The 21,103-nt window shown below is 58.7% G+C and carries 20 protein-coding genes; 12 read left to right on the top strand and 8 right to left on the bottom strand.

Features of this window, described 5'->3' with window-relative positions; translation table 11 throughout:
• Nucleotides 1-3: 3 nt before the first annotated feature.
• The 4 genes from pgsA (at nt 4) to NKI46_RS03845 (ending at nt 2,194) form a co-directional block, all read left to right on the top strand.
• Nucleotides 4-600, top strand: a complete 597-nt coding sequence (gene pgsA / locus NKI46_RS03860) for a CDP-diacylglycerol--glycerol-3-phosphate 3-phosphatidyltransferase (protein WP_023673449.1) — start codon at nt 4-6, stop codon at nt 598-600.
• A gap of 1 nt (nt 601) precedes the next feature.
• Nucleotides 602-859 (top strand): molybdopterin converting factor subunit 1, encoded by a 258-nt coding sequence (gene moaD / locus NKI46_RS03855; protein WP_023738628.1) that lies wholly within the window; start codon nt 602-604, stop codon nt 857-859.
• A gap of 4 nt (nt 860-863) precedes the next feature.
• On the top strand, nt 864-1,340 hold the full coding sequence (locus tag NKI46_RS03850; protein WP_352744848.1) for a molybdenum cofactor biosynthesis protein MoaE: 477 nt from the start codon (nt 864-866) through the stop codon (nt 1,338-1,340).
• Nucleotides 1,341-1,426: 86 nt separating this feature from the next.
• Complete coding sequence (locus NKI46_RS03845; protein WP_352744847.1) at nt 1,427-2,194, top strand: YbaY family lipoprotein; 768 nt, start codon at nt 1,427-1,429, stop codon at nt 2,192-2,194.
• A 65-nt stretch (nt 2,195-2,259) separates the two neighbouring features.
• On the opposite strand, the gene ndk is transcribed toward NKI46_RS03845, so the two are convergent.
• A complete protein-coding gene (ndk, locus tag NKI46_RS03840) occupies nt 2,260-2,682 on the bottom strand; it encodes a nucleoside-diphosphate kinase (RefSeq protein WP_192259008.1) in 423 nt (140 codons plus the stop codon).
• A 54-nt stretch (nt 2,683-2,736) separates the two neighbouring features.
• On the opposite strand from ndk, the gene NKI46_RS03835 reads away from it, so the two are divergent.
• Nucleotides 2,737-3,171 carry a hypothetical protein gene (locus tag NKI46_RS03835; protein ID WP_352744845.1) on the top strand — a complete coding sequence of 145 codons (435 nt, stop codon included), beginning with the start codon at nt 2,737-2,739 and terminating at the stop codon, nt 3,169-3,171.
• Between the two features lie 9 nt (nt 3,172-3,180).
• Here the strand turns inward: NKI46_RS03835 and bluB are convergent, their stop codons facing one another.
• A complete protein-coding gene (gene bluB / locus NKI46_RS03830; protein ID WP_023747894.1) occupies nt 3,181-3,816 on the bottom strand; it encodes a 5,6-dimethylbenzimidazole synthase in 636 nt (211 codons plus the stop codon).
• A 276-nt stretch (nt 3,817-4,092) separates the two neighbouring features.
• Here bluB and NKI46_RS03825 point away from each other — a divergent pair, with 276 nt between their 5' ends.
• From NKI46_RS03825 to NKI46_RS03800, 6 genes are all read left to right on the top strand, one after another.
• Nucleotides 4,093-4,605, top strand: coding sequence for a DinB family protein (locus NKI46_RS03825; protein WP_352744841.1), 513 nt, complete (start codon nt 4,093-4,095; stop codon nt 4,603-4,605).
• 484 nt (nt 4,606-5,089) lie between these two features.
• On the top strand, nt 5,090-5,740 hold the full coding sequence (locus NKI46_RS03820; RefSeq protein ID WP_023743818.1) for a hypothetical protein: 651 nt from the start codon (nt 5,090-5,092) through the stop codon (nt 5,738-5,740).
• A 277-nt stretch (nt 5,741-6,017) separates the two neighbouring features.
• Nucleotides 6,018-6,806, top strand: a complete 789-nt coding sequence (locus NKI46_RS03815) for a GGDEF domain-containing protein (protein WP_352744838.1) — start codon at nt 6,018-6,020, stop codon at nt 6,804-6,806.
• Nucleotides 6,807-7,120: 314 nt separating this feature from the next.
• Nucleotides 7,121-8,191 carry an acyltransferase family protein gene (locus NKI46_RS03810; RefSeq protein ID WP_352744836.1) on the top strand — a complete coding sequence of 357 codons (1,071 nt, stop codon included), beginning with the start codon at nt 7,121-7,123 and terminating at the stop codon, nt 8,189-8,191.
• A gap of 23 nt (nt 8,192-8,214) precedes the next feature.
• Nucleotides 8,215-9,006: a class I SAM-dependent methyltransferase gene (locus NKI46_RS03805; RefSeq protein ID WP_352744833.1), complete on the top strand. Its 792-nt coding sequence runs from the start codon at nt 8,215-8,217 to the stop codon at nt 9,004-9,006.
• 197 nt (nt 9,007-9,203) lie between these two features.
• Nucleotides 9,204-10,055 carry a class I SAM-dependent methyltransferase gene (locus NKI46_RS03800; protein ID WP_352744830.1) on the top strand — a complete coding sequence of 284 codons (852 nt, stop codon included), beginning with the start codon at nt 9,204-9,206 and terminating at the stop codon, nt 10,053-10,055.
• Nucleotides 10,056-10,357: 302 nt separating this feature from the next.
• On the opposite strand, the gene NKI46_RS03795 is transcribed toward NKI46_RS03800, so the two are convergent.
• The 5 genes from NKI46_RS03795 to NKI46_RS03775 form a co-directional block, all read right to left on the bottom strand.
• Nucleotides 10,358-11,326, bottom strand: coding sequence for an NAD-dependent epimerase/dehydratase family protein (locus NKI46_RS03795; RefSeq protein ID WP_352744827.1), 969 nt, complete (start codon nt 11,324-11,326; stop codon nt 10,358-10,360).
• Entirely contained in the window at nt 11,323-15,804 is a 4,482-nt protein-coding gene (locus tag NKI46_RS03790; RefSeq protein WP_352744824.1) for a glycoside hydrolase family 99-like domain-containing protein, read from the bottom strand. Before NKI46_RS03790 ends, NKI46_RS03795 begins: the two co-directional genes overlap by 4 nt.
• A 1,015-nt stretch (nt 15,805-16,819) precedes the next feature.
• Nucleotides 16,820-17,122 carry a DUF982 domain-containing protein gene (locus tag NKI46_RS03785; RefSeq protein ID WP_023670262.1) on the bottom strand — a complete coding sequence of 101 codons (303 nt, stop codon included), beginning with the start codon at nt 17,120-17,122 and terminating at the stop codon, nt 16,820-16,822.
• Nucleotides 17,123-17,280: 158 nt separating this feature from the next.
• Nucleotides 17,281-19,362 (bottom strand): ATP-dependent helicase, encoded by a 2,082-nt coding sequence (locus NKI46_RS03780; protein ID WP_352459620.1) that lies wholly within the window; start codon nt 19,360-19,362, stop codon nt 17,281-17,283.
• Between the two features lie 50 nt (nt 19,363-19,412).
• Nucleotides 19,413-19,580 carry a hypothetical protein gene (locus tag NKI46_RS03775; protein WP_023670264.1) on the bottom strand — a complete coding sequence of 56 codons (168 nt, stop codon included), beginning with the start codon at nt 19,578-19,580 and terminating at the stop codon, nt 19,413-19,415.
• A gap of 136 nt (nt 19,581-19,716) precedes the next feature.
• Between NKI46_RS03775 and NKI46_RS03770 the strand changes: the two genes are divergently transcribed.
• Entirely contained in the window at nt 19,717-19,869 is a 153-nt protein-coding gene (locus NKI46_RS03770) for a hypothetical protein (protein ID WP_023693936.1), read from the top strand.
• Nucleotides 19,870-20,105: 236 nt separating this feature from the next.
• On the opposite strand, the gene NKI46_RS03765 is transcribed toward NKI46_RS03770, so the two are convergent.
• Entirely contained in the window at nt 20,106-21,074 is a 969-nt protein-coding gene (locus tag NKI46_RS03765; protein WP_352741232.1) for a LysR substrate-binding domain-containing protein, read from the bottom strand.
• Nucleotides 21,075-21,103 lie beyond the last annotated feature (29 nt).

Below are 21,103 nucleotides of genomic sequence, written 5' to 3'. Positions count from 1 at the left end.
GATATGGCCAAGCGCGCGTTCAACCTGCCCAACATGCTTACCTACGCCCGCATCGTCGCGGTGCCGCTGGTGGTGCTGTGCTTTTTTCTCGAGGGGCATCTGAAATCGAGCGACTTCGCCCGCTGGTCGGCGTTGATCATCTTCCTGCTGGCTTCGATCACCGACTATCTCGACGGCTATCTGGCGCGCGCCTGGCAGCAGACGTCCAACATCGGCAAGATGCTGGACCCGATCGCCGACAAACTGCTGGTCGCCACCTGCCTGCTGCTGCTCGCCGCCGACACCGACCGCCATGCCGGCATCGCAGGCTGGTCGCTGTGGGCGGCAATCATCATCCTGTGCCGCGAAATCCTGGTGTCGGGGCTGCGCGAATATCTGGCGGCATTGAAAGTCTCGGTGCCGGTGACGCAGCTCGCCAAATGGAAGACCGCCATCCAGATGGTCGCCATCGCCTTCCTGCTGGCCGGGCCTGCCGGGGACAAGATCTTCCCGCTGACCACGCAGACCGGACTGGTGCTGCTGTGGATTGCAGCTCTCGTCACGCTATACACCGGCTACGACTATTTCCGCGCCGGCCTCAAGCACATCATGGACGAGTGAGATGACCACCCGGCTCATTTATTTTGCCTGGGTGCGCGAACGGATCGGCAAGCCGGAAGAGGATGTCGAATTGCCCGCGGGCATCGAGACGGTCGCCGACCTCCTGCGCTGGCTGAAATCGCGCGGCGAGGAATATGGGCACGCGCTGCAATATCCTGATGTAATCCGCGTCGCCATCAATCAGGAACATGTCGAGCATCGCGAAAAGATAGCCGGCGCGCGCGAGATCGCGCTGTTTCCGCCGATGACCGGGGGCTGACACCATGTCCGGCGCGCCGACGGTGCGCATCCAGCGCGACGATTTCGACGTTGCCGCCGAGATCGCGAAACTGACCGAGGGTCGCGCCGACATCGGCGCCGTGGTGTCCTTCTCAGGACTTTGCCGCGACGAACAGGGCCAGCTGTCGGCCCTGGAACTCGAGCACTATCCCGGCATGGCCGAGGCCGAAATCACCCGCATCGCCCGCGAGGCACTTCAGCGTTGGCCGCTGCAAGGGCTGACGGTCATCCATCGCCACGGCAAGATCGCACCGGGCGAAAACATCGTGCTGGTGGTGGCGGCGTCCTCGCACCGGCAGGCGGCGTTCGAAGCGGCGAATTTCCTGATGGATTTCCTGAAATCGCGTGCACCCTTCTGGAAGAAGGAGCACCGCGTGGACGGCACCGATGGCGGCTGGGTCGAGGCCAAGGACGCCGACGACCAGGCTGCGGCGCGCTGGACACTGTCGCAGGCGGACTGATCTACAGCCGGAATAATGCCATGCAGCCGCCTCCCATTGACCGCAATGCCTTGGCCAAATCGCATCCGGCAAAAGGGAGCAAGGGAATGCTGGACAGGATCGCTGAATTCTTCGTCTTCGGCTTTGTGCCGCTGATTATCGGCGTTCTGGCCGTTCCCGAGTCTTCCGTCGCCGCCGAGAAAACGCTGAAGGGCGAGGTGATGTATCGCGAGCGCATTGCGTTGCCGCCCAACGCCGTGCTGTCGGTTCAACTTGCAGATGTGTCGCTGGCCGATGCGCCGGCCGCCATTGTCGGCGAGCGCAAGGTGGCGCCGGCCGGCCAGGTGCCGATCAAGTTCGAGATCAGCTTCGATCCAACGGTGATCCGGCCCAACATGACCTATGCGCTGCAGGCGCGCATCACCGCCGACGACAAGCTGCTGTTCGTCACGGACTCGCGCTATCAGGTCGATCCGCTCAGCGAGGCGCCGCAGGCCATTGTGCTGAAAATGGTGGCGCCGAGCGACAAGCCGACCTCGGCCTCGCTGTTCGGCCAGAGCTGGCTGGTCGAATATATCGACGGTATCGGCGTGATTTCGGAGCCGCAGGCGACGTTCCGGGTCAGCGAAGCCGGCAAGGCGGGCGGCAGCGGCCCGTGCAACGCCTATTTCGCCACCGCCAAGGTCGATGGCGAGACCATCGTCATCAGCGACATCGGCTCGACCTACAAGGCCTGCGCGCCGGAGATCATGGCCGAGGAAAAGGCGCTGTTCGAGGCGCTCGCCAAGGCGGCGTCATACCGTGTCGATGGCGGCAAGCTGATCATCGCCGACGAAGACGGCCGCGACATTTTGCGATTCAACGCAGCGAGTTGATCACGGGCAGCAACGAAAAAGGCCGGCAATGAGCCGGCCTTTTTGATTCAAAGCTGATGGTCGGCTCAGCCGACGATCTCGGTGTCCGAGAACCAGTACTTGATCTCCTGGGCGGCGGTTTCCGGCGCGTCGGAGCCGTGCACGGAATTCTCGCCGATCGACAGCGCGTGCACCTTGCGGATGGTGCCTTCGGCGGCGTTGGCTGGATTGGTGGCGCCCATCACTTCGCGATTCCTGGCGATGGCGTTCTCGCCTTCCAGAACCTGCACGATGGTCGGCGCCGACGACATGAATTCCACCAGTTCGCCGAAGAACGGACGATCCTTGTGGACGGCGTAAAAGCCTTCGGCCTCGCGGCGGCTCATCCATACCCGACGTGAGGCAATGACGCGCAGGCCGGCCTCTTCCAGCATCCTGGTGATGGCCCCGGTAAGATTGCGCCGGGTCGCGTCCGGCTTGATCATGGAAAAGGTGCGTTCGATCGCCATTGGTCATCCTTGTGATGAAGAGAGGAATTGGGTGATGAAGAGAGGAATTGGGTGATGAAGAGTGGAATTGGGAGTGGCGGGCTCTATACAAGCCGCCCGGCCCATTGCCAAGGGGACGCGCCCCGGCAGCGTTATTCGGCCGCGACCGCCCGCATGGCTGTTCGCAACGCTCTGGTCAAAGGCAAAGGCTTTGCGGGAAAATGGCGATTGCGCAGGCACGCACGGTTTCGAAGGGAAATCAGCGGAACGGAAAGACATCGGACCATGTTTGACGGGACGCGCTGGCCCTACCACCACCTCAGGCCGGGCGACATAAAAGGGAGCCTATTGACTATCGGCATTTTTGCTGCCGTGGGCCTTGTTCTGCTGCTCTTTCTGGGTCGCCGCACAGATACGAACTTCGGCTTCGGCCCCGAATGGCAATGCACGCCGATGCCGAAGGGCGACCCGATCTGCGTCAAGCTGGTCGGCAAAGAAGAGACGAAGTGATGGGCAGCCTTACCGCCTGATCACCACCGGCTGCCGCCGCTGCTCCCAGCCCTCGCGTTCCAGCGTCGGCAGATCATGCTCCTCGCTGGCATAGCCGAGGCAGAAATAGCCGATCAGCGTCCACTCAGGCGGGGTGTCGAGGATTGCGGCCATCTCGGCGGCGTCGAGGATCGACACCCAGCCCATGCCGATGCCTTCCGCCCGCGCCGCCAGCCACAGCGTGTGCACCGCCATGACGGCCGAATAGTCGATGGTCGCCGGCATGGTCATGCGGCCGAGCCCGTGGCCCTGTTGCGTCGTGCGGTCGGCGAAAACCGCGAACTGGCAGGGCGCTTCATTGAGACCGGCGAGCTTCAGCCGGGCATAGAGCGCGGCGCGCTCGCCCGAAAAGCATGCCAGCGCCTCGGCATTGCAGCGCTCGAAACAGTCTCTCACCGCGCCCCGCCGCTCGGCGCTGTCGACCACCACGAAGCGCCACGGCTGGCTGAGACCGACGGACGGCGCGATGCTGGCAAGCTCCAGCAGCCGCTCCAGCGTACCCTCGGGCAAAGCCGTCCGCTCGAAGCGCCGCACATCCCGGCGCCAGCGCAGCAGCGTGACCAGCCCGGCGCGAAAATCATCGGTGAAATCGGGGGGTGGTGGCATGGCGATCAGGAGACTTGTGTGGGGAATAGGCAGTAGGCAGTAGGCAGTAGGCAGTAGGCAGTAGGCAGTAGGCAGTAGGCAGTACAGCGCTCAGACCCTATTGCCTACTGCCTATTCCCTAAGCTGCTGCCGCCGCCTCCTTCCAGGAATGCCGGTTGAACGGGCGGGCCGCGTCGCGTCCGACGAGTTCATAGAACAGAATGGTCATTGGCGGCTGCGTCATCGCGGTCTAATTAGGCGCCTGCGGCTGAAGCGGAACTCGTCGGCGGGAAAAAGATGAAACAGCATTTCATGATGTTCGCGGCCTACAATCAATGGGCCAATGGCCGCATCTACGATGCCGTCGCCGCGCTTGACGAAGAAGAGTTCAACCGTGATGTCGGCGCATTTTTCGGCTCGATGATGGGCACGCTCAACCATCTCCTGGCCACCGACCGCATCTGGATGAAACGCTTCACCGGCGAGGGTGACGCGCCGACGAAGCTCGACGCCATCCTGCACCGGGCGCTGCCTGGCCTCAGGCTGGCGCGCGAGGCCGAGGACAGGCGGATCGCCGACTGGGTGGGCGGCTTGAGCGACAAGGCCTTGTCCGGCCGCTTTTCCTACATGACCGTTTCCGACATGCGCACAGTCTCGCAAAGACTGGCGCCGGCGCTGAGCCACGTCTTCAACCACCAGACCCATCACCGCGGCCAGGCGCACACCATCCTGACCATTCTCGGCCGGCCTTCGGTGCAGCTCGATCTGGCGTTTTTCCAACGCACCGACGAAGGCCGCGCCTACGCCTGATTTCTTGACCGCGCTTTGCGTTTGAAGACGCCGGAGCGGCATTACTTCGGCGCCTTTGTGCCATCCGTCCGCGACCGGCTGTCGATACCAGTGAAACGCCTCTGGACGCGACGGACAGCGCCAAAGCCTCAACCTTCAGCCTGAATCCCAAGCCGGGTTTTTTGAAGCCCGTGGTTGCACGACGCTGCCCGGTGGCTTGTGCCGCCCTTTGGCGCGCCCCTTGCTCGGCCGGCCGCTACAACCTGCTCCATTTTTCAGTAGAGTTTCTATTTAATAAATTCAACAAAGTTTAAATATTGAAGCAAAAACATATTTTTTTCTAGAAACCGAGTACACTGATTGAGAACTACAACGGCCTATGTCGAAAAAAATAAAGAAACTATAAGGAAGACTCGTGCGTAGCTGTGAGTGCATAAGCATATGTCTGCTTTGGTTTGCTGGCATGTTGCAATGCACAAAGCAGAACGGCAACAAGGAGAGTGTCATGGTTAATATCACTCAGAAAATCGCTAGAGCACTGGCGGCGGGTGCAATTATCGTTATTTTTGCCGCTCCCGCGAATGCAGGAGGCGGAATTGGCGTCGGTGTCGGCGCATCTATCGGCGGTGCTGGCGGCATCAATGCAGGTGTTGGCGCTTCGATCGGCGGAAGCGGCGGGGTCAAGGCCGGTGCCGGCGCCTCGGTCGGCGGCAGCGGCGGTATCAAGGCGGGTGCTGGCGCAACGGTCGGCGGCAATAGCGGCGTTACTGCGGGCCTCGGCGCCTCAGTCGGCGGTAGCAGCGGCATCAAGGCCGGCGCTGGCGCGACGGTCGGCGGAGCCGGTGGCATCAAGGCCGGTGTTGGGGCCACGGTCGGCGGCAGCGGAGGTATCAAGGCCGGTGTCGGCGTCAACGTCGGCAGCGGCATCAACGTCGGCGTCGGCGTCGGCATTGGCGGAACGCCGGGCACGCCGGGTACGCCCGGCACTCCAGGAACTCCTGGAACACCAGGCACACCTGGGACACCCGGTGTCGTCGCCAGCATGTCGAACAGCCAGCTGACACGTATGAAGAAGCGCTGCGTCGATGTGCTCGCCAGTGAGGGCACCTACGACAGCGATCTGCGGCAGCTATGCCTTATGATCTCGCGTCGCTGAGACAGGTTTCGCCGGGAGTGTCGAAACAGCCGTGAGGCTTTACGGCACTCTCCTACCGCATGGCCCAGACTTCCCGAGGGACATGCGCTGACGAGAAGCCTCCGGCCAGTCGGAAAGCCCGCCGCGCAAGTGGCGGGCTTTTTGTGACCGCCGCCATCTTCACGGCAATCGGTCACACTTTCGATTAACCGTTAACCACATTAGAATTGAAGGCAAGGGTTTAGGGTTTCATTTGTGTTCCCGCTGCAAAATAGCGAACACAGTGGGAGAAATTGGCATGCGGGTCGATCTGTCGCCCACGAGCTGGGGCAGGGTCATAGCAGTCACGGTTGTCGGCACGGCGATCTGCATCGCGGCGGCCTTCCTTGTCGATTCCTACAATTTTCCGTCGCTGTCGCCCGAAGCATTGCGCTGGGCGCAGCTCACCGACCTGTTGCTGCCGCTCGTGCTGGGTGGGTCGTTCTTCTCTTTCCTTATGTACAAGATGCGCCAGCTGGCGATCGCCCAGAAGAATCTGAGCATTGTCGCGGCGACCGACAGCCTGACCGCGGTGTTCAACCGCGGCGCGTTTTCAATGCTGGTCGAGGCCTATCTCGAACAGGCGCGCAGCCAGGCCGTCGTCGATGCCGGCGCCCTGCTGATCGTCGACGCCGATCATTTCAAGACCATCAACGATCGATTGGGCCACGATTGCGGCGATCAGGCGCTCAAGCTGATCGCGCAGACGATCAAGGCCCAGCTGCGCGGCGCCGACATCGTCGGACGCATCGGCGGCGAGGAGTTCGCCATCTTCCTGCCCGGCGCCGACCCGTCGCAGTCCTGGCTGGTTGCCGAGGGGATCCGGCGGCGCATCCGCGAGGTCGAGTTTGCCCCGGATGGGCGGCCCTGTCCGCTCTCGGTGAGCATCGGTGGCGTCGCCTTCAGCGGACCCACCACCTATGCCGACATGTTCCTGACGGCCGACCGGCACCTCTACAAGGCCAAATCCAACGGCCGCGACCAGGTCAGTTTCGAAACGACCGGGCCGCGCGGCCTGCTGGCCGGTGATCCGGCAACGTTTCATTGAGCTTCTGATTCGGGGCCGGCTTCCGTTCGTTGGGGCACATAAGCCGGCGTTGACATCCATCTGGCGGCACAGCCGCCCTGCAACGCATTCACTCCACCCGGCAGGCCGCCGAACCGAGATTGGACTGGGCTCCTCTGTCAATGGAAAACCCTGCTTCGAGGGGTGCACGCGTTGACCGGCGGGTTGGCTACAAGGCCTTATCAACAGGCCGCGCATCGAACACAGTCCTTCAAGATTGTACGATTGATGTTGTCAAAAAATGATGCAAGGATCAAAACCAGTTCGCCGACAAATTGTCTTCTTTTGAGGGACTGGTGCCAAAAGTCTTCTTGTCAATCCAAGGTCTCCGTGGAATGGCGGCACTATTTGTCGTTTTTCATCACTACAACGGAATTTATATCGAGATCAATAAGAGTGTCGGTGGTGCGACCCCGTGGCTGCTCTCATACGGCCATTTGTCGATTTTTGGCGCGGTTGGGGTCCCTGTTTTCTTCGTAATCTCAGGCTTCGTCATCGGCGTACAGCAATTTCAAACCGGCGCTGCAGGCGTCTATGACTTTATGGCAAAGCGGGCCGCTCGCATCGTCCCCCTCTATTGGTCAACGACGTTGATTTTTGCCTGCTTTGTTGAATGGACGCCGGTCCGCTTGGTTAGATCTCTGCTGCTCGTAGAGGGGCCAGCAAACGGTGATTTCCCAGTGCTGGGTCCGGGCTGGTCCCTAGAATATGAAATGTTTTTCTATATCTGCTTCGCCGTGTTCGTAGTCTCCGGCGTTACAGCGTCGAAGCGAGCGGGCATTACTATTTTGATCGCGCTCTTCACGCTGTTAGCTTCAGCGAAAAAGTTAACCGGTGCGCAAATACTTGATTTTTTCGACCCCATAATCCTAGAATTCTGTGGCGGCCTAATCATTGCATTCATGATTCAGTGTCGGGGCGTGACCCGGCCTTGGCCGATCTATCTAGGCATAGGGACAGGGGCGTTAATCGTCTCAACGACACCCTTGATCACGGAGTATCCAACTATCCGAACGATATGGGGTGTTGGTGCGTTCTTTTTCGTCCTGGGTTTTGTCTCTGGTGAGATTCGGGGCTGGGTTTTTATGCGAGCCCCGCCTTTTCAAAAACTAGGTGCCGCTAGCTATGCAATCTATCTAACCCACATGATTCTGGCCTTTAGTCTGTTCCGATGGCCTATCTGGTATTGGCACTGGTACTCGATGATCGAGCCTCACTTAGGTTTGGTGCTTATGGCGAGCTGCGCCGCTGCTTGCGGACTGATGGTGCATTTCTGCTACGAGATGCCGATAAATGCGCTGCTGAAACGACGGCTGTTGCGCCGCCCGCTTCCTGCTCCGCAGCTCTCGCTTCCGCGACTTCATTAATTGCTCATAGATCGGTGGAACCAATGGCAGCTCTAGAAGTAGATGTGGAACTTCTGAAGAATACACCCACGAGAAACGAAGGATTGATTAAAGGTATCGCGTCGGACTTTTCCGTTAAGTCATCTATCCATCAGGACGATCACATATTCAATTTTCTGATCAATCATGCCGGATTTGATTCCGATGAGTCCAGGATCAGATACTACTTCCGGGATGGCCAGACGTCCGCTATGAAACTTATGGGCATGTTAACGCGGCATCTAGGTGGCGGCCCATTTTCACTTTTTGAATTTGCGTCAGGATATGGTTGCGTGACGCGGCATCTTGTGAAGGAGAAAGACATTAACCTAGTCAGTTGCGATATTCATCCACAAGCCATTTCTTTCCTGGCCCACGAATTAAAAGTTAAAGCCCTTCAATCACGATCGATACCCGAAGAAGTGCATCCTGGCCGGCTCTATGACGCGGTCTTTGCGCTTTCGTTCTTTTCCCACATGCCCATAACGACTTGGTCGCGGTGGCTGGTTCGTCTGTTCAGCTTTGTTCGGCCCGGCGGCATTTTTATTTTTACAACTCACGGCCCGCGATCCCTGCCTTTTCTTGGCATGGAGGCGCCGTCGAGTGAATTTGGCTTTCGGTTCGCGTTGCGGAGCGAGCAAGCTGATCTCCCGCTTGAGGAGTACGGCCTGATGGCAATGGATAAGGAGTTCGTCGTCAAACACATTAATACGCTTGGCAATGCCGAGTTGCTCGACGATGAGGTGGACTCTTGGTGGAATCACCAAGACGTGTTTGTCGTAAGGAGACTCAGTTAGATGCTTGTGCGCGGAGCATCGGATCGCTAAGGGCGATTCAACGCAACAGATTGAGGTTTGTCGGTTGACGCGCTTGCCTAAGCAGTGGGCCAAGATTGGACAACTAGGCACTAGAAGAGAGCGATCGAAATGAGGGGCCGAGAGAACTGCTTTCGGTGATCATGGTTAGCTCGGGGATGTTATTTAGCGAGACGAAAATGAAACACACGTTGCCGTATCTTGCAGAGGCTGAGGCCTCTGCCGCCAGTACGAACGACCCTGGACAGGCATTTGTTGCACTACGCAGGCTAAGCTTGGACGACTTTGGTCTGTTTATGATTTCGCTACCAAATCTCAGCTACCCGGCCCTCTCGAGCATCTTGCCGAAGATGGCAAGCCCCGAGATTCAGACTACGTGGACCGGCGCGAGCGGCGTCGAGTTACTAAAGCAAACTCTTGCGTTCACCCGGATCGTAGATAGCAGCATCCTGCGCTACACGAACCGCACATTGCATGGCGCGTCAATTCTTGATTTTGGCTGCGGTTATGGACGCATCATCCGTATGATGTACTACTACACAGAGCCAGATCACATTTGGGGTGTTGACGCTTGGGAGCAATCTCTTAGCAGTAGCCGAGAGGCTGGCGTTCTTGGCCACCTCGTTCAGTCGGACCGGGTTCCAGATAGTCTGCCCGTCGGTGAGACGAAATTTGACTTGGCATTTGCCTTCTCTGTTTTTACACACCTTGCCCCAAAAACAGCAGACACGTGCCTAAAGGCAGTGAGAAAGCACGTGAAGGATGGCGGCCTGTTTATTCTGACTATTCGGCCGGTCGAATTCTGGCCCTTCATAGACGCAACCCGAAAGACGAATGATAGCGAACGACTGGTCGCCGCCCACAATGAAACTGGGATCGCCTACTTACCTCATGGCGGGGTAGAGGGCGAGACATATGGGGACACGTCGTTGACCTTTGATTTCTTCAAAAAGGATGGTTGGGACTTCCTTGGGTATGACAGATCGATCATGGACGCATTCCAAATATCTATCATCCTCCAGGCCACGTGATCGTGCCGTTCCTTTGTGCTCGTCGCAATACTATGACGGGGTCTGTACGGCTCATCTTCGCCAGTGGAAATAGGAGCAACGGCAAGTTCGGACCGCAGCACCGATGATTGTTGCACTGAACGGCGCCGTCGACGATATAACCAAGGCTATGAGGCTGCATGGGTGTGGGCCTGCGCTTGCCGGAAATATGTGATCAGCACAGGCGCCTACGTTGTAGCAATGGATTAAAGATTTCGTCCGACGGCCCCGCCTATCAGGGCAAAATGATGCGGACTGGCCACGTGCACGCAACGTTGGTTGCTTCAGCCTTCGTAGCTGTCGCGCAACTGACTTTGGCGTTGTCGCCAGTGATACGTTAGGCGGATACCTTCTTCGAGGGTGTAAACTGGACGCCAACCGAGTTCACGTCCGATCTTTCGAATGTCGAGAACGTTTCGGTGGACGTCGATTCCGCGGGCGTGAGTATAAACAAGTTCCGCCGGAACGCCAAGAAAGGCGGAGATCTTTGTCACCAGTTCGGTTACGCTTGTACCCACACCCGAACCAACATTATAGATTTCCCCTGCGCTGCCTCGAAGGCCGAGTAAGATCAGCGCCCGGGTGACGTCGTCAATATAAACGTAGTCGCGGACGTTCTTGCCGTCGCCCCACACTTCCACTGGGCTCCCGCTGGCGATCCGATCAAACAGAGCTGCAACCAGCCCCTGGCCTTTGGCCGCCGATTGATACGGACCAAATGGGTTCGAAATTCGCGCTATGACGCTGTCGACCCCATGGAGGGTCTTAAAAAGATTGAAATAACGCTCCGTCGCGAGTTTTACTGTGCCGTAAGATGAGATTGGTATGGTCGAGTGCTCCTCAGTTATTTGTACAGCGTCGCTCTGGCCGTACACAGTGCCCCCTGACGATGAAAACACCCATCGGCAATCTAAACCCTTAGTCGCCTCTAACAAACCTACGGTAGCGATCAGGTCCGCCTCAATCTCAGCGGCGGCTTTGTCTGTAGATTCTGTTGGGCGCGAGGAATTGGCCAAGTGAAAGACAATGGAGCCTTCCATCGCCGCAAGAAGTTGGCGGGGTGGGTGAGCTAAATCGCCAAGAATAATATTGCTCTCGGCTGGCCAGAGCTCAGACGTATGACGGGCAAAGCAAAAGAGCGCAAAACCCCGTGCCGCCAGGGCTCGGGCCAAGTTGACTCCAATAAAGCCGGAAGCTCCAAGGATAACTGCCTTATTACGCTCATTGGCTCGGTGAAGGCCGACTTGCGTCATGCCGCATCCGAGCCCTTGACACCGAGATAGGTCCGTAGGTGATCAAGCCACGCGTCAGCCTTCCGGCGCGTTCCGGCGGCGACAGACACCAATGAGCGTGCGACCTCCTGGACGCGACGCACCTCATTAAAATGCTGATCGGCCATTCCGGACTGTGTAACACTACGTTCGTGACGTCGGTGCCAGTTGAGCCGCTTCGCGCTAAACCTCACCTTTCCCTGTAGCAGCACTCTTAGATAGACGAGCCAATCCCCCGCCACGCGGTATTCGAACAGTTCGTCGCCGATTTCGGCGATCGCGCTCGTGATCGCGACGCGACGGAAAAGAACCGCACTTACGTTCGGAATCGTGTTCTTGATGACCATCGCCTTCTCGATCTCGACTTGACCAGTCCTTGTGTAGTCGGATAACCAATCGTCAGAGATGTCGCGCGTATAGCTGATATAGTCCTCGGCTAAGACGTTGCCTTTGCCGTCCACCTGCCGCGACTGGCTGTAGGCAAGCACAAGCGACGGATCAGCGAAGGTCGGTGCGAGTTCGCTAAGAAAGTCGGGGTCGGCTAGATCATCTGCCTCTGCAATCCAGACAAGATCACCTCGGCTGCGGCCCAGACCCTTAGCCCACTGACGAAAGACCGATCCAGAATTCTCGTCATTGACGATCAGTTCACCGTCTATTGCCGGGTGTCCGGCCAGAAAGGTGTTGATGACTTCAATACTTTGATCTGTCGAGGCGTCATCCAACACGATGAGTTCATAAACGGGATAATTTTGGGCCGTGATACCCGGGAGCCGCTGCAACAAGTGATCAGCGTAGTTGTAATTGGGAACGATCACCGACACCCGCTGGAACCCTGTTGCATGATGGAGAAGATCCATCAGATACTGCCGCATTGACCCAACGGCAGAGAAGCGTTGTTCTGGATTGTCCAAAATTTCCCTTACCTGCAGTGCGAAATCCTGAACGTCGAACTTCTTCGCAAGCCGTCCTCCGCTTGTGAGGATGAAATCGGCCGCACCGGTCGCTCCCTGAAAGGCCACAACCGGGACACCGACCTCCGCAGCCTCAAGGACGACATTTGGAAACGGGTCCTCGCGCGACGTCAATGCATAGACAGACGCTCCGGCATAATATGCCATTGGTTCTTGAACGAACCCGACGAACTTTACGCGATCGCTCAACTTCTTTTTGTCGAGAATCGTGCCGATCTTCTCCTCCATTCCTGCATCGAAGTGCCCAACCCAGATGAAAGCCGTGTTGGGATGCGTGCCAAGAACTTCTTCAGCCACCTCAATGAAGATGTCTGGCCCTTTTCGATGGTCCACAAAGGCCACGCCGAGAACATAATTGGTGTCCTGGGCGAAGCCGTGCTGTTCGCAAACAAGACGCCGTGCTTCCTCGCCCCGGCCTTTGAACGGGTTTTTTCGCACTAGACCTTGTGGGCGAATCAAGGCCCGTTGCAGTGGCTTGCCGAGGAAGTCCTCAAATCCAGATCGGACGATCTGCGCTGCAAAAACAATGGTGTCGGCGTGTTCAGCGATGGCGATGGCGTGACTCTTGAGGTTGTAGGAATCTAAGACCCCCGGCAATTCGTGAACCAGCGAAACAGTGGTGAAGCCAGCTTCCTTGAGGACAGGAACAATCAGGCCAGATACCGTTGTGTTTACAAAGGCGACCTCAGCGCCGGCGCTCCGAATCGCCTCCACTTTTCGGCGAATCGATTCCTTTGGCTCTCCGTCGAGAGCTATGCGATGTAGGGTTGCAACTTCGGCGAATCGCGAAAGCATAGGGCCATCTCCGAGGACAATGAGATCTACCTCGAAATGCAGATTCCCAAATTCGCGCGCCATCGCCAAAGCCAACAGTTGTGCACCGTGTGGATGGGCGTCGTGAGATACGATTGCTATCCGGGGCTTCGACTTCCGGCTCGCCGCCTCAAGGGCATCGCGCGTAGCTTGCAGATAAGCGTAGCCTGTTTCGATGTCCGGCTCCAGATGCGCGCCTTCCGCCCACTCATTCCAGGCATTGACAAAGACAAGTCGTTCGGTCGGCTCTCTCACATGTGCAAGCGTATCTTCAATGGCGTTCTCTAGCCATCTGCGGTAGAGCGCAGGGGTGTTGTTGATGAACACACTGCCGCCATGCTGGCGGCGCGCTGTATTGTCCCAGCCAGGGCAAACCGAGCGGAAGTGACTATGTTCGCGGCGCGAATAATTCTCGCTGCGCTCAGGAAAAACTGACCAGTCGTATACGGTCGTTGCAAAATCCTGCTGCAGAGGCATCACTGTGCGGGTGACGTTGGGCGCCGCCGAATTGTTCGGCGGAAATTCCACAGCGGCATCAAATCCGTATCGGCCGGGCGGAACGGACTCGAAGGATTGGGTATAGGCAAGGAAAATCTCGCCCACGCCGTTTTCTCGGCACCATATCCGCCAGCGCCGCGCCGTCTCGGCAGCCGCGGGCAGTAAGCTCGGTCTATATACAAGCAGCAGCGGCTTGCCATCGACGCGAATGTAGCGGGGGTCGCGAAGGTACGGCGCAACTTCGGCGATGAAGGCGAGATCGTCCTCGGGGGAGTGCACCTGGGCGACGAGCAGTTCATGATCCAGCCCGTCCCAGCGGCGGGACCAGTTCTCGTTGGCCCAGCATAAGCAGAAAGGCAGGTCGAGGGTCTTATCTTGGAGCCAGTTTTCTACGGGTCTTTCTAGAAGCCTTTTGCCTCCGAACCAATAAAAATAAAAGCAGAAGCCCTCCACGCCATATAGCTTTGCCAGTTCTATCTGGCGGCGCTGCACGGCCACATCGCGTAAGTCGTAATAGCCGAGATCATCAGGGATATGCGGCTGGTAGTGGCCGACAAATTGCGGCTTTGCGGGCGTGACATTGGTCCACTCAGTGAAACCCTGCCCCCACCACTGGTCGTTTTCGGGAATCGGGTGGAACTGCGGCAGGTAGAACGCGATGACCCGAACGGGCTTGTGGAGCAGCGGCGCCCCCTCAAGAAGAGGCACATAGACAGCTTTGGGCGCCAAATTCGAATCAGAGCAGGTTGTCGCATATACCTTCGACCTGTTGTCGCCTAGCGTTGGACCGGGATGGTCATACTTCCAGGCGCGGTAGGCATTCGTTGTGCCGAACAGCCAAGGGAAGGCCGAAAAAGCCGTGCTCTTAATTCTCATCTTTACGCCGATGGATACCGGGAGATTGTGCCACCCGGCATAAGCTCCGCGCGCCAGCGTGCTGCGAACTACCTTACGCATGTTGCTGATCTGACGAGCGCAGCGCTTGAGATCCCGCAGGCGCTTTGTCAAGCGCCAAGAGGTGCTAGCATAGACGGCATCGAGCGCATCGTGTACCCGCGCCTCCTCAGCGAGCGCATTGTCGCGTTCATCAAGTAACGCGTTCGCTACCGCATGCGCGACGGACAGTTCTCCTTGCAACCCTTGGATATATTCACCTTTCGCCACGATCTGTGTCCTTGACTGGACGATCTCGTCTTCCCGTATTTGTATCTTCGCCCGCACTTCAGCGACCTCATCGGAAAGCGCAATCAATTGGGCCACGTGGCGTTTGATCAATTCCCGGTTAAGCCCAATTTCCTCTTCCATTGTCGTTGACCGCAAAGCCCACGGACTGCCAGTTTGATCGAGCGGAGCATTCACCCCGCCATCCAAGGACACCACAGCGTCGTCAACGAGCGCGAACCTGCCTCTCACATGTCGGTTCCCCAATATGTTTTTCTGAAGAGGACGTTTTGTAACAATGCACAGCGAGTTCAGAAAACTGATGGCATGGATGGATGCAAGGCAGGCTTCTTCGAATGCAATCGTATGCCTTTCAGCGAAAGCTGCTAAGGCGTCCAGTCTGCGGCGGTCAAATCCCCAATGCTCATGGTTGACCACGTCGAGCAAACGTTTGAAGAATGACATCGACGTAAAAGGGTCGTAGAGACCACCCTCGTATTCCCGCCAGTAACTGCTATGCAGATCTTCTACTATGTATATACCGCCTTCAGAAAGGTGCGGAAAATAGCGGGCAAAAGCGCGTATGATGTCCGGCGACGTGTGTGATCCGTCGTCTATTATAAGGTCGAATTTTTTTGAGTGCCAAACTATACTCCGTTCAACTTCATCAGTATTGGCATCTCCTACGACAATATTGATCTTCGCGTCGTCGAAAACGAGGTCGCCGCAGACAGCGTTGATATCGCAGCCAAGAATGAGCTTCGCATGCTGAAAATACTGCCGCCAAATTTCCAGCGAACCGCCGTTCTGAACCCCAATTTCCAGGATTCGAACCGGCTTTTCTCGGAATTCGGAGAAAATGCGGTCGTATGCATCCAAGTAGATCGACCATTTATCCGTCACCTTACCGCTGTGTATGCTGTAAAGATTACGGAGCGACATTTTAGGGCCCTTGGCCGGTGCCGGATTCCCATTGGAAATACTAGGCCTGGAGGGTGCAGTTTGTTCGTTCATCGTCGGAATGATCCTCGATTAGCATCAAACTAGGGAACGGCGCGCGCGGCGGTTTCCACACCTGTGCCGTCGACCCTCTTCATCTCAATGGGTAAATCGATCACCGAGGTGTCTGCCGTGGGCGGCAACACGTCGAGCGCTCAGGAAGCCCTTCCGTTATGTCGGCATCCGCCCAGCCTGGCGCGAGCGTTCCGGCATCCAGCCTCTCACCAGCCAACGCATCGGCGTTGGTCGCCGGAGAATCTCCTTTAGAAGGAACACCCAATCGTTCGGCTGTTGTGAACAGCGAGCCAAAATTTGCTCTATTCCAAAAATTACCCGATCTAAACGTCAATACACTTTGTGTATTCTGCAAGATCCACCTATTTCTACGCTGATAATACTTTCGAATTTCGCTTATTGGCGTGTTCAGCGCACAGGTCGCTTGATCGTCCCCCCGGCTCACAAAGGCACATTAGCTCTCAAAGCTTGATCACACAATATGCCTTAGCGGGTTATGTACATCGTGAATTGGCCTACTTGGTATGCGATTTTCGTAATGCTGAAATTAAGGAATGATCCAATTTTTGATGCAAAAAACGGGAAACATATTTGTTTTATGACATCGCTAAAGCTATCGCTTCCGATATCATCTTTGCACTTGACGCGATATTAAAGGAGTAATGCAGAAAATATCGTTATATTGATGGAATATCGATTTTCTGGAAAATAGGTGCCCGGCGGCAGCAATGCAGCGGTCAGCAATCGTTCAGATCGAGCTGCAGGCAAGTTGGCCGAGGTCTCCCAGCGCAGGCCGGCAGGCCTGAGCGCTCTTTGGGTGGCGAAAGCAACTCGAGAAAAGTCTGAATGATTCTCCCGGGAAGAGCGCGTAGCGCTTTCCTTGAGAAATCGCGTCAAAAAAGAGATGGGGCGGTTCTACGTTCATGAAACGATGAACCGCTTCAAGTCGCTGCTCCTGCCGCGCTTGTCTGATCTTTTTCCGAAAACTGGCTTCCCACTTTTCGGGATCATGCTCTCAGACGGCGTAGCCGCCATAACCGTGTGCGACCGGCTTGACCGAGACGGCCGGCTGGACCGCGGGCCAGAGGATGCCTGCCGTGACTGCAAAGGTGATCAGGGCATCGCGTGCGGCCTCGGTCGAGATTTCTCCGGCGCGCGCCGCCTCGCAAGCCCTCACGGCCGCGCCATAGCTCAGGCGCCGGCGTGACGGCGGAAATTCGGTCAGGAAATCATGCATCTCGAACAGCGAGGCGAGCATGCGTTTGTGGCCGGCGCCAACGCTAACGGCAACCGGGGTGAAGAACATCGCGTCGTGCATTCTGGCCTCTCTGGATGGGCGGAAGGGCGGCGGCCGCCGCCCTCCGATCGCGGGTTGGACGCCAGAAAACGCGGCTGGCGGCCCGAGGTTCCCTGAGAGATGCCATGACAGGACGATTTGCTCTTGAGGTCGCTCCCTGCCGGCATTCGCGGTTGCGGCTATTTCCACATGCCGCGCATGCGGGCGCCGAGGTCGACGCGGACTTCAGGTCTGTGGCGCGGATCGTCCTTGGCGTGGACGCTCGCCCACGACGTCTGCTCGAAGGCGCCGAGGATCGAGGCCGGGATGAAACGGGTTCGCGAGGCATAGACGTGGCGGTCGCCGCGCGCTGCCTGGCCGTGAGTGAAGAAGCGCTGCGGCGTCACCAGATGCAGGCCGTCCTTGGCCCGCGTCATCGCGACGTAAAGCAGCCGGCGCTCCTCCTCGATGTCTTCCTTGGTGCCGACGCCGAGATCGGCCGGGATGCAGCCATCGACGGTGTTGAGCACGAAGACGTTCTTCCATTCCTGGCCCTTGGCCGAATGAATGGTCGACAGGATCAGATAGTCCTCGTCGCGGTGCGGCGGCCCGGCCTGGTCGCTGGTCGCATCCGGTGGATCCAGCGTCAGCTCGGTCAGGAAGCGCTCGCGCGAAGCATAGCCGGAACCGATCTGCTCGAGCTGCATGAGGTCGGCTCGCCGCGTCGTCGCATCCTCGTGGATGCGCTCGAGATGCGGCTCGTACCACAGCCTGACCTGTTCGAGATCGGCCGGCCATTTCCCCGACCGGGCGCGCAGGCCGGAATAAAGCGCAACGAAGGCTGGCCAGTCCTCAGCCGCGCGTTGCGGCGGCCGGTAGCGGGCCAGCCCCATTTCCTCGTCGAGCGATGTCGCCATGGTCTCGACGATGGTGCTCGCCGCCGAAGGGCCGATGCCGGGCAGGAGCTGCAGCACGCGGAAGCCGGCGACGCGGTCGCGCGGGTTCTCGGCAAAACGCAGCACCGAAAGCACGTCCTTGACATGGGCGGCGTCGAGGAATTTGAGCCCGCCGAACTTGACGAAGGGGATGTTGCGGCGCGTCAGTTCGATCTCCAGCGGGCCGCTGTGGTGCGAGGCGCGAAACAGCACCGCCTGCGATTTCAGCACCGTGCCGGCCTCGCGCTCGGCCAGGATGGCCTGGCAGACATAGTTCGCCTGCTCCGCCTCGTCGCGCACGCTGACCAGTTTCGGCCTTTGCGAGGATTTGCGCTGCGACCAGAGGTTCTTGGTGAAGCGCTCCGATGCCTCCGAGATGACCGCATTGGCTGCCGCCAAAATGGTCTCGGTCGAGCGGTAGTTGCGCTCCAGCATGATGACATCGGCGGCTCGCGCGAATTGTTGCGGGAAATCGAGGATGTTGCGCACTTCGGCGGCGCGAAACGAATAGATCGACTGCGCGTCGTCGCCCACCACTGTCAGTCCGGCGCCGTCCGGCTTCAGCGCCGAAAGGATCGAGGCCTGCAGCCGGTTGGTGTCCTGGTATTCGTCGACCAGCACATGGTCGAAGCGCGAGCCCAGATGCGCCGCGATCTCCGGCTCGGCGGCCATCTGCGCCCAGTAGAGCAGGAGGTCGTCGTAATCGAGCACGTTCTGCGCCTGCTTGGCCTCGACATATCCGGCGAACAGCTCTTTCAGCTGTTCTGCCCACCCCGAGCACCAGGGAAAGGCCGAACCCAGCACCTCGCCAAGCGGCGCCTGCGCGTTGACGGCGCGCGAATAGATCGCCAGGCAGGTGCCCTTGGTCGGAAACCGGCTTTCGGTCTTCGAGAATCCAAGCTCATGCCGGGCAAGATTCATCAGGTCGGCGGAATCCTCGCGGTCATGGATGGTAAAGGCGGGGTCGAGGCCGATCGTCAGCGCATAGTCACGCAGCAGCCTGGCGCCGATGCCGTGAAACGTACCGGCCCAGGCCAGCGCGTCGGCGATGACGGACGCGTCTCGGCCCAGCACCTCGCCGGCGATGCGTTCGACCCGCCTGGCCATTTCGGTGGCGGCGCGGCGCGAGAATGTCATAAGCAGAATGCGTCTGGGATCAGCCCCCTTGACGATCAGATGCGCAACCCGGTGGGCGAGCGTGTTGGTCTTGCCGGAGCCGGCGCCGGCGATCACCAGCAGCGGCCCGGCGATCTGGCCGTCGCCATGTTCGACGGCGAGCCGCTGCTCGGCGTTGAGCTTCGTCAGATAGGCGGGCTGCAAGGACGAATCATTGATGGCGATGGTCATCGCCTATCAAGCATCGTTTCCGCTTTGTTCGCAACGGGCCGAAGTCGCCCCTATCGCCGTGGCGCGACACCCGTCGCCGCCGACTGGCGCCGCAATGTGGCGCGTTCGTCGCCAGGCACCGGCAACGGATCGAAATTGTCGGGCACGTCCTTGATGATCTCCTTGGCGATGCGATAGGTCGCGTAAGCGAAAAGGCCGGTAATGAGCAGACGGATCATGGCGCGATCTCCTTTGGGCAACCAACCTCAGAGCCGCCGTTTGGTTCCAGCCGACGCGGCGTCGTTTGCGAGCGTGCAACCAAAGCCGAACCACCTCGTTGCCTTATGAAGGAGAGGGCAGACCTAGGAGGTCGCCATGAAGAGGCTTCTGATTCTGTTGGCCGCCAGCTTGGCGCTCGCCGCCTGCGACGGCGACATCCAGCCAACCAAAGCCCCGGTGCTCGACCAAACCCCGCAGACGGATTCGGCGCCAAAGCCGGCGGCCAGCGGCGATCAGCCGGCGCAATGATCGTTTTCCGGCGGGAGACGAGAAACGGCTTTCAGGAGAAGAAGGCCGGCGCCGCTTGGGAGGTGAGCTGATAGCGCCGGCCAGGCGGATATCAGGTCCGCCGCAACAACCGAAGATAGCTGAGTCTCTCGCCTGCGTCATGAGGTGGGCCGCATCGACCTGCTTCATGACGGCGCTTCTGCACAAAACAACTTCGATGTCAGATGGCGTGCGGAACGAAACTCGACGGGAGGACCTCAGGCAATGGCCTTGCGCAGCACCGGGCCGCCGGCAATCCCGGCGTCCAGCTGGCACTGCGTCAGCGCCGCCTCGGCCATTATCCACTGCTTGAACAGTTCCACCTTGCGCGTGTAGGGCGCGGTGACCGGGCAGACGAAATACCAGCCGGCGGTGTTGGGGTGATGCACGGCAAACGGCGCCACCAGTCTCTCTGCGCGGATCTCGCTCGCCATATAGGCGCGGTTGGCGACTGCAAAGCCCATGCCGGCATTGGCCGCCTCATAGGACATCATGCAGGAATCGAAATAGATGCTCTTGGTCTCGCCGAGCACGGAACTCGCGCCGGCAAAACCCAGCCACGACTGCCAGTTCTGCGTGCAGGTGTCGGAATGCAGCAGCGTGAAATGCCTGAGGTCGTCCGGCGTCACCTTTGACGGCGGCCTGTCGCCGAGAACTTCGTGGAACAGCTTCCTGTTGCACACCGGCGTCAAATCCTCCTTGAACAGCAGGTCCGCCTTGAGGTCGGGAAAGCTGCCGTCGCCATAGCGGATCTCGAGGTCGAACTCGGAAGTTGCGAACTCATTGGTGGCGTAGGAGGTCGAGACGCGCATCTCGATTTCGGGATATTGCCGCTGGAACAGCGGCAGGCGGGCAAACAGCCAGCGCGCCGCGAACGTCGGCAGCACCGAAATCTTCAGCACATGCGCCTGCGACTGTCCGGTCGCCTCCATGCTGGCCGCCACGATGCGCTCCAGCGCCTCGCGAACGCGCGACACATAGGTCTCGCCTTCGGGTGTCAGCGACACCGCATTGCCGCCGCGCTGGAAGATCTTGAAGCGCAGCTGGTCCTCGAGGCTTTTAACGCGCTGGCTGACGGCGGAAGCAGTAATAAACTGCTCTTCGCCGGCGCGCGTGAAGTTACGGTGCCGGGCGGCACTTTCGACAATCTTCAGCGAATTGAGGTTGACCTGACTGAGCAGACGCACGCGTTTCGACCTTAAGCTGGGCTTACACT

Origin of the sequence: Mesorhizobium sp. M0615 (assembly GCF_040320805.1) — a bacterium.
In the GTDB taxonomy this organism is placed as follows: Bacteria; Pseudomonadota; Alphaproteobacteria; order Rhizobiales; family Rhizobiaceae; genus Mesorhizobium.
This window is presented reverse-complemented; position numbering and strand designations above follow the sequence as displayed.

Bases quoted from the DNA above. Each gene is read 5' to 3' on its own strand.
- pgsA (WP_023673449.1), top strand. From the start codon at position 4: ATGGCCAAGCGCGCGTTCAACCTGCCCAACATGCTTACCTACGCCCGC.
- moaD (WP_023738628.1), top strand. From the start codon at position 602: ATGACCACCCGGCTCATTTATTTTGCCTGGGTGCGCGAACGGATCGGC.
- NKI46_RS03850 (WP_352744848.1), top strand. From the start codon at position 864: ATGTCCGGCGCGCCGACGGTGCGCATCCAGCGCGACGATTTCGACGTT.
- NKI46_RS03845 (WP_352744847.1), top strand. From the start codon at position 1,427: ATGCTGGACAGGATCGCTGAATTCTTCGTCTTCGGCTTTGTGCCGCTG.
- ndk (WP_192259008.1), bottom strand. From the start codon at position 2,682: ATGGCGATCGAACGCACCTTTTCCATGATCAAGCCGGACGCGACCCGG.
- NKI46_RS03835 (WP_352744845.1), top strand. From the start codon at position 2,737: ATGAAGAGTGGAATTGGGAGTGGCGGGCTCTATACAAGCCGCCCGGCC.
- bluB (WP_023747894.1), bottom strand. From the start codon at position 3,816: ATGCCACCACCCCCCGATTTCACCGATGATTTTCGCGCCGGGCTGGTC.
- NKI46_RS03825 (WP_352744841.1), top strand. From the start codon at position 4,093: ATGAAACAGCATTTCATGATGTTCGCGGCCTACAATCAATGGGCCAAT.
- NKI46_RS03820 (WP_023743818.1), top strand. From the start codon at position 5,090: ATGGTTAATATCACTCAGAAAATCGCTAGAGCACTGGCGGCGGGTGCA.
- NKI46_RS03815 (WP_352744838.1), top strand. From the start codon at position 6,018: ATGCGGGTCGATCTGTCGCCCACGAGCTGGGGCAGGGTCATAGCAGTC.
- NKI46_RS03805 (WP_352744833.1), top strand. From the start codon at position 8,215: ATGGCAGCTCTAGAAGTAGATGTGGAACTTCTGAAGAATACACCCACG.
- NKI46_RS03800 (WP_352744830.1), top strand. From the start codon at position 9,204: ATGAAACACACGTTGCCGTATCTTGCAGAGGCTGAGGCCTCTGCCGCC.
- NKI46_RS03795 (WP_352744827.1), bottom strand. From the start codon at position 11,326: ATGACGCAAGTCGGCCTTCACCGAGCCAATGAGCGTAATAAGGCAGTT.
- NKI46_RS03790 (WP_352744824.1), bottom strand. From the start codon at position 15,804: ATGAACGAACAAACTGCACCCTCCAGGCCTAGTATTTCCAATGGGAAT.
- NKI46_RS03785 (WP_023670262.1), bottom strand. From the start codon at position 17,122: ATGCACGACGCGATGTTCTTCACCCCGGTTGCCGTTAGCGTTGGCGCC.
- NKI46_RS03780 (WP_352459620.1), bottom strand. From the start codon at position 19,362: ATGACCATCGCCATCAATGATTCGTCCTTGCAGCCCGCCTATCTGACG.
- NKI46_RS03775 (WP_023670264.1), bottom strand. From the start codon at position 19,580: ATGATCCGTCTGCTCATTACCGGCCTTTTCGCTTACGCGACCTATCGC.
- NKI46_RS03770 (WP_023693936.1), top strand. From the start codon at position 19,717: ATGAAGAGGCTTCTGATTCTGTTGGCCGCCAGCTTGGCGCTCGCCGCC.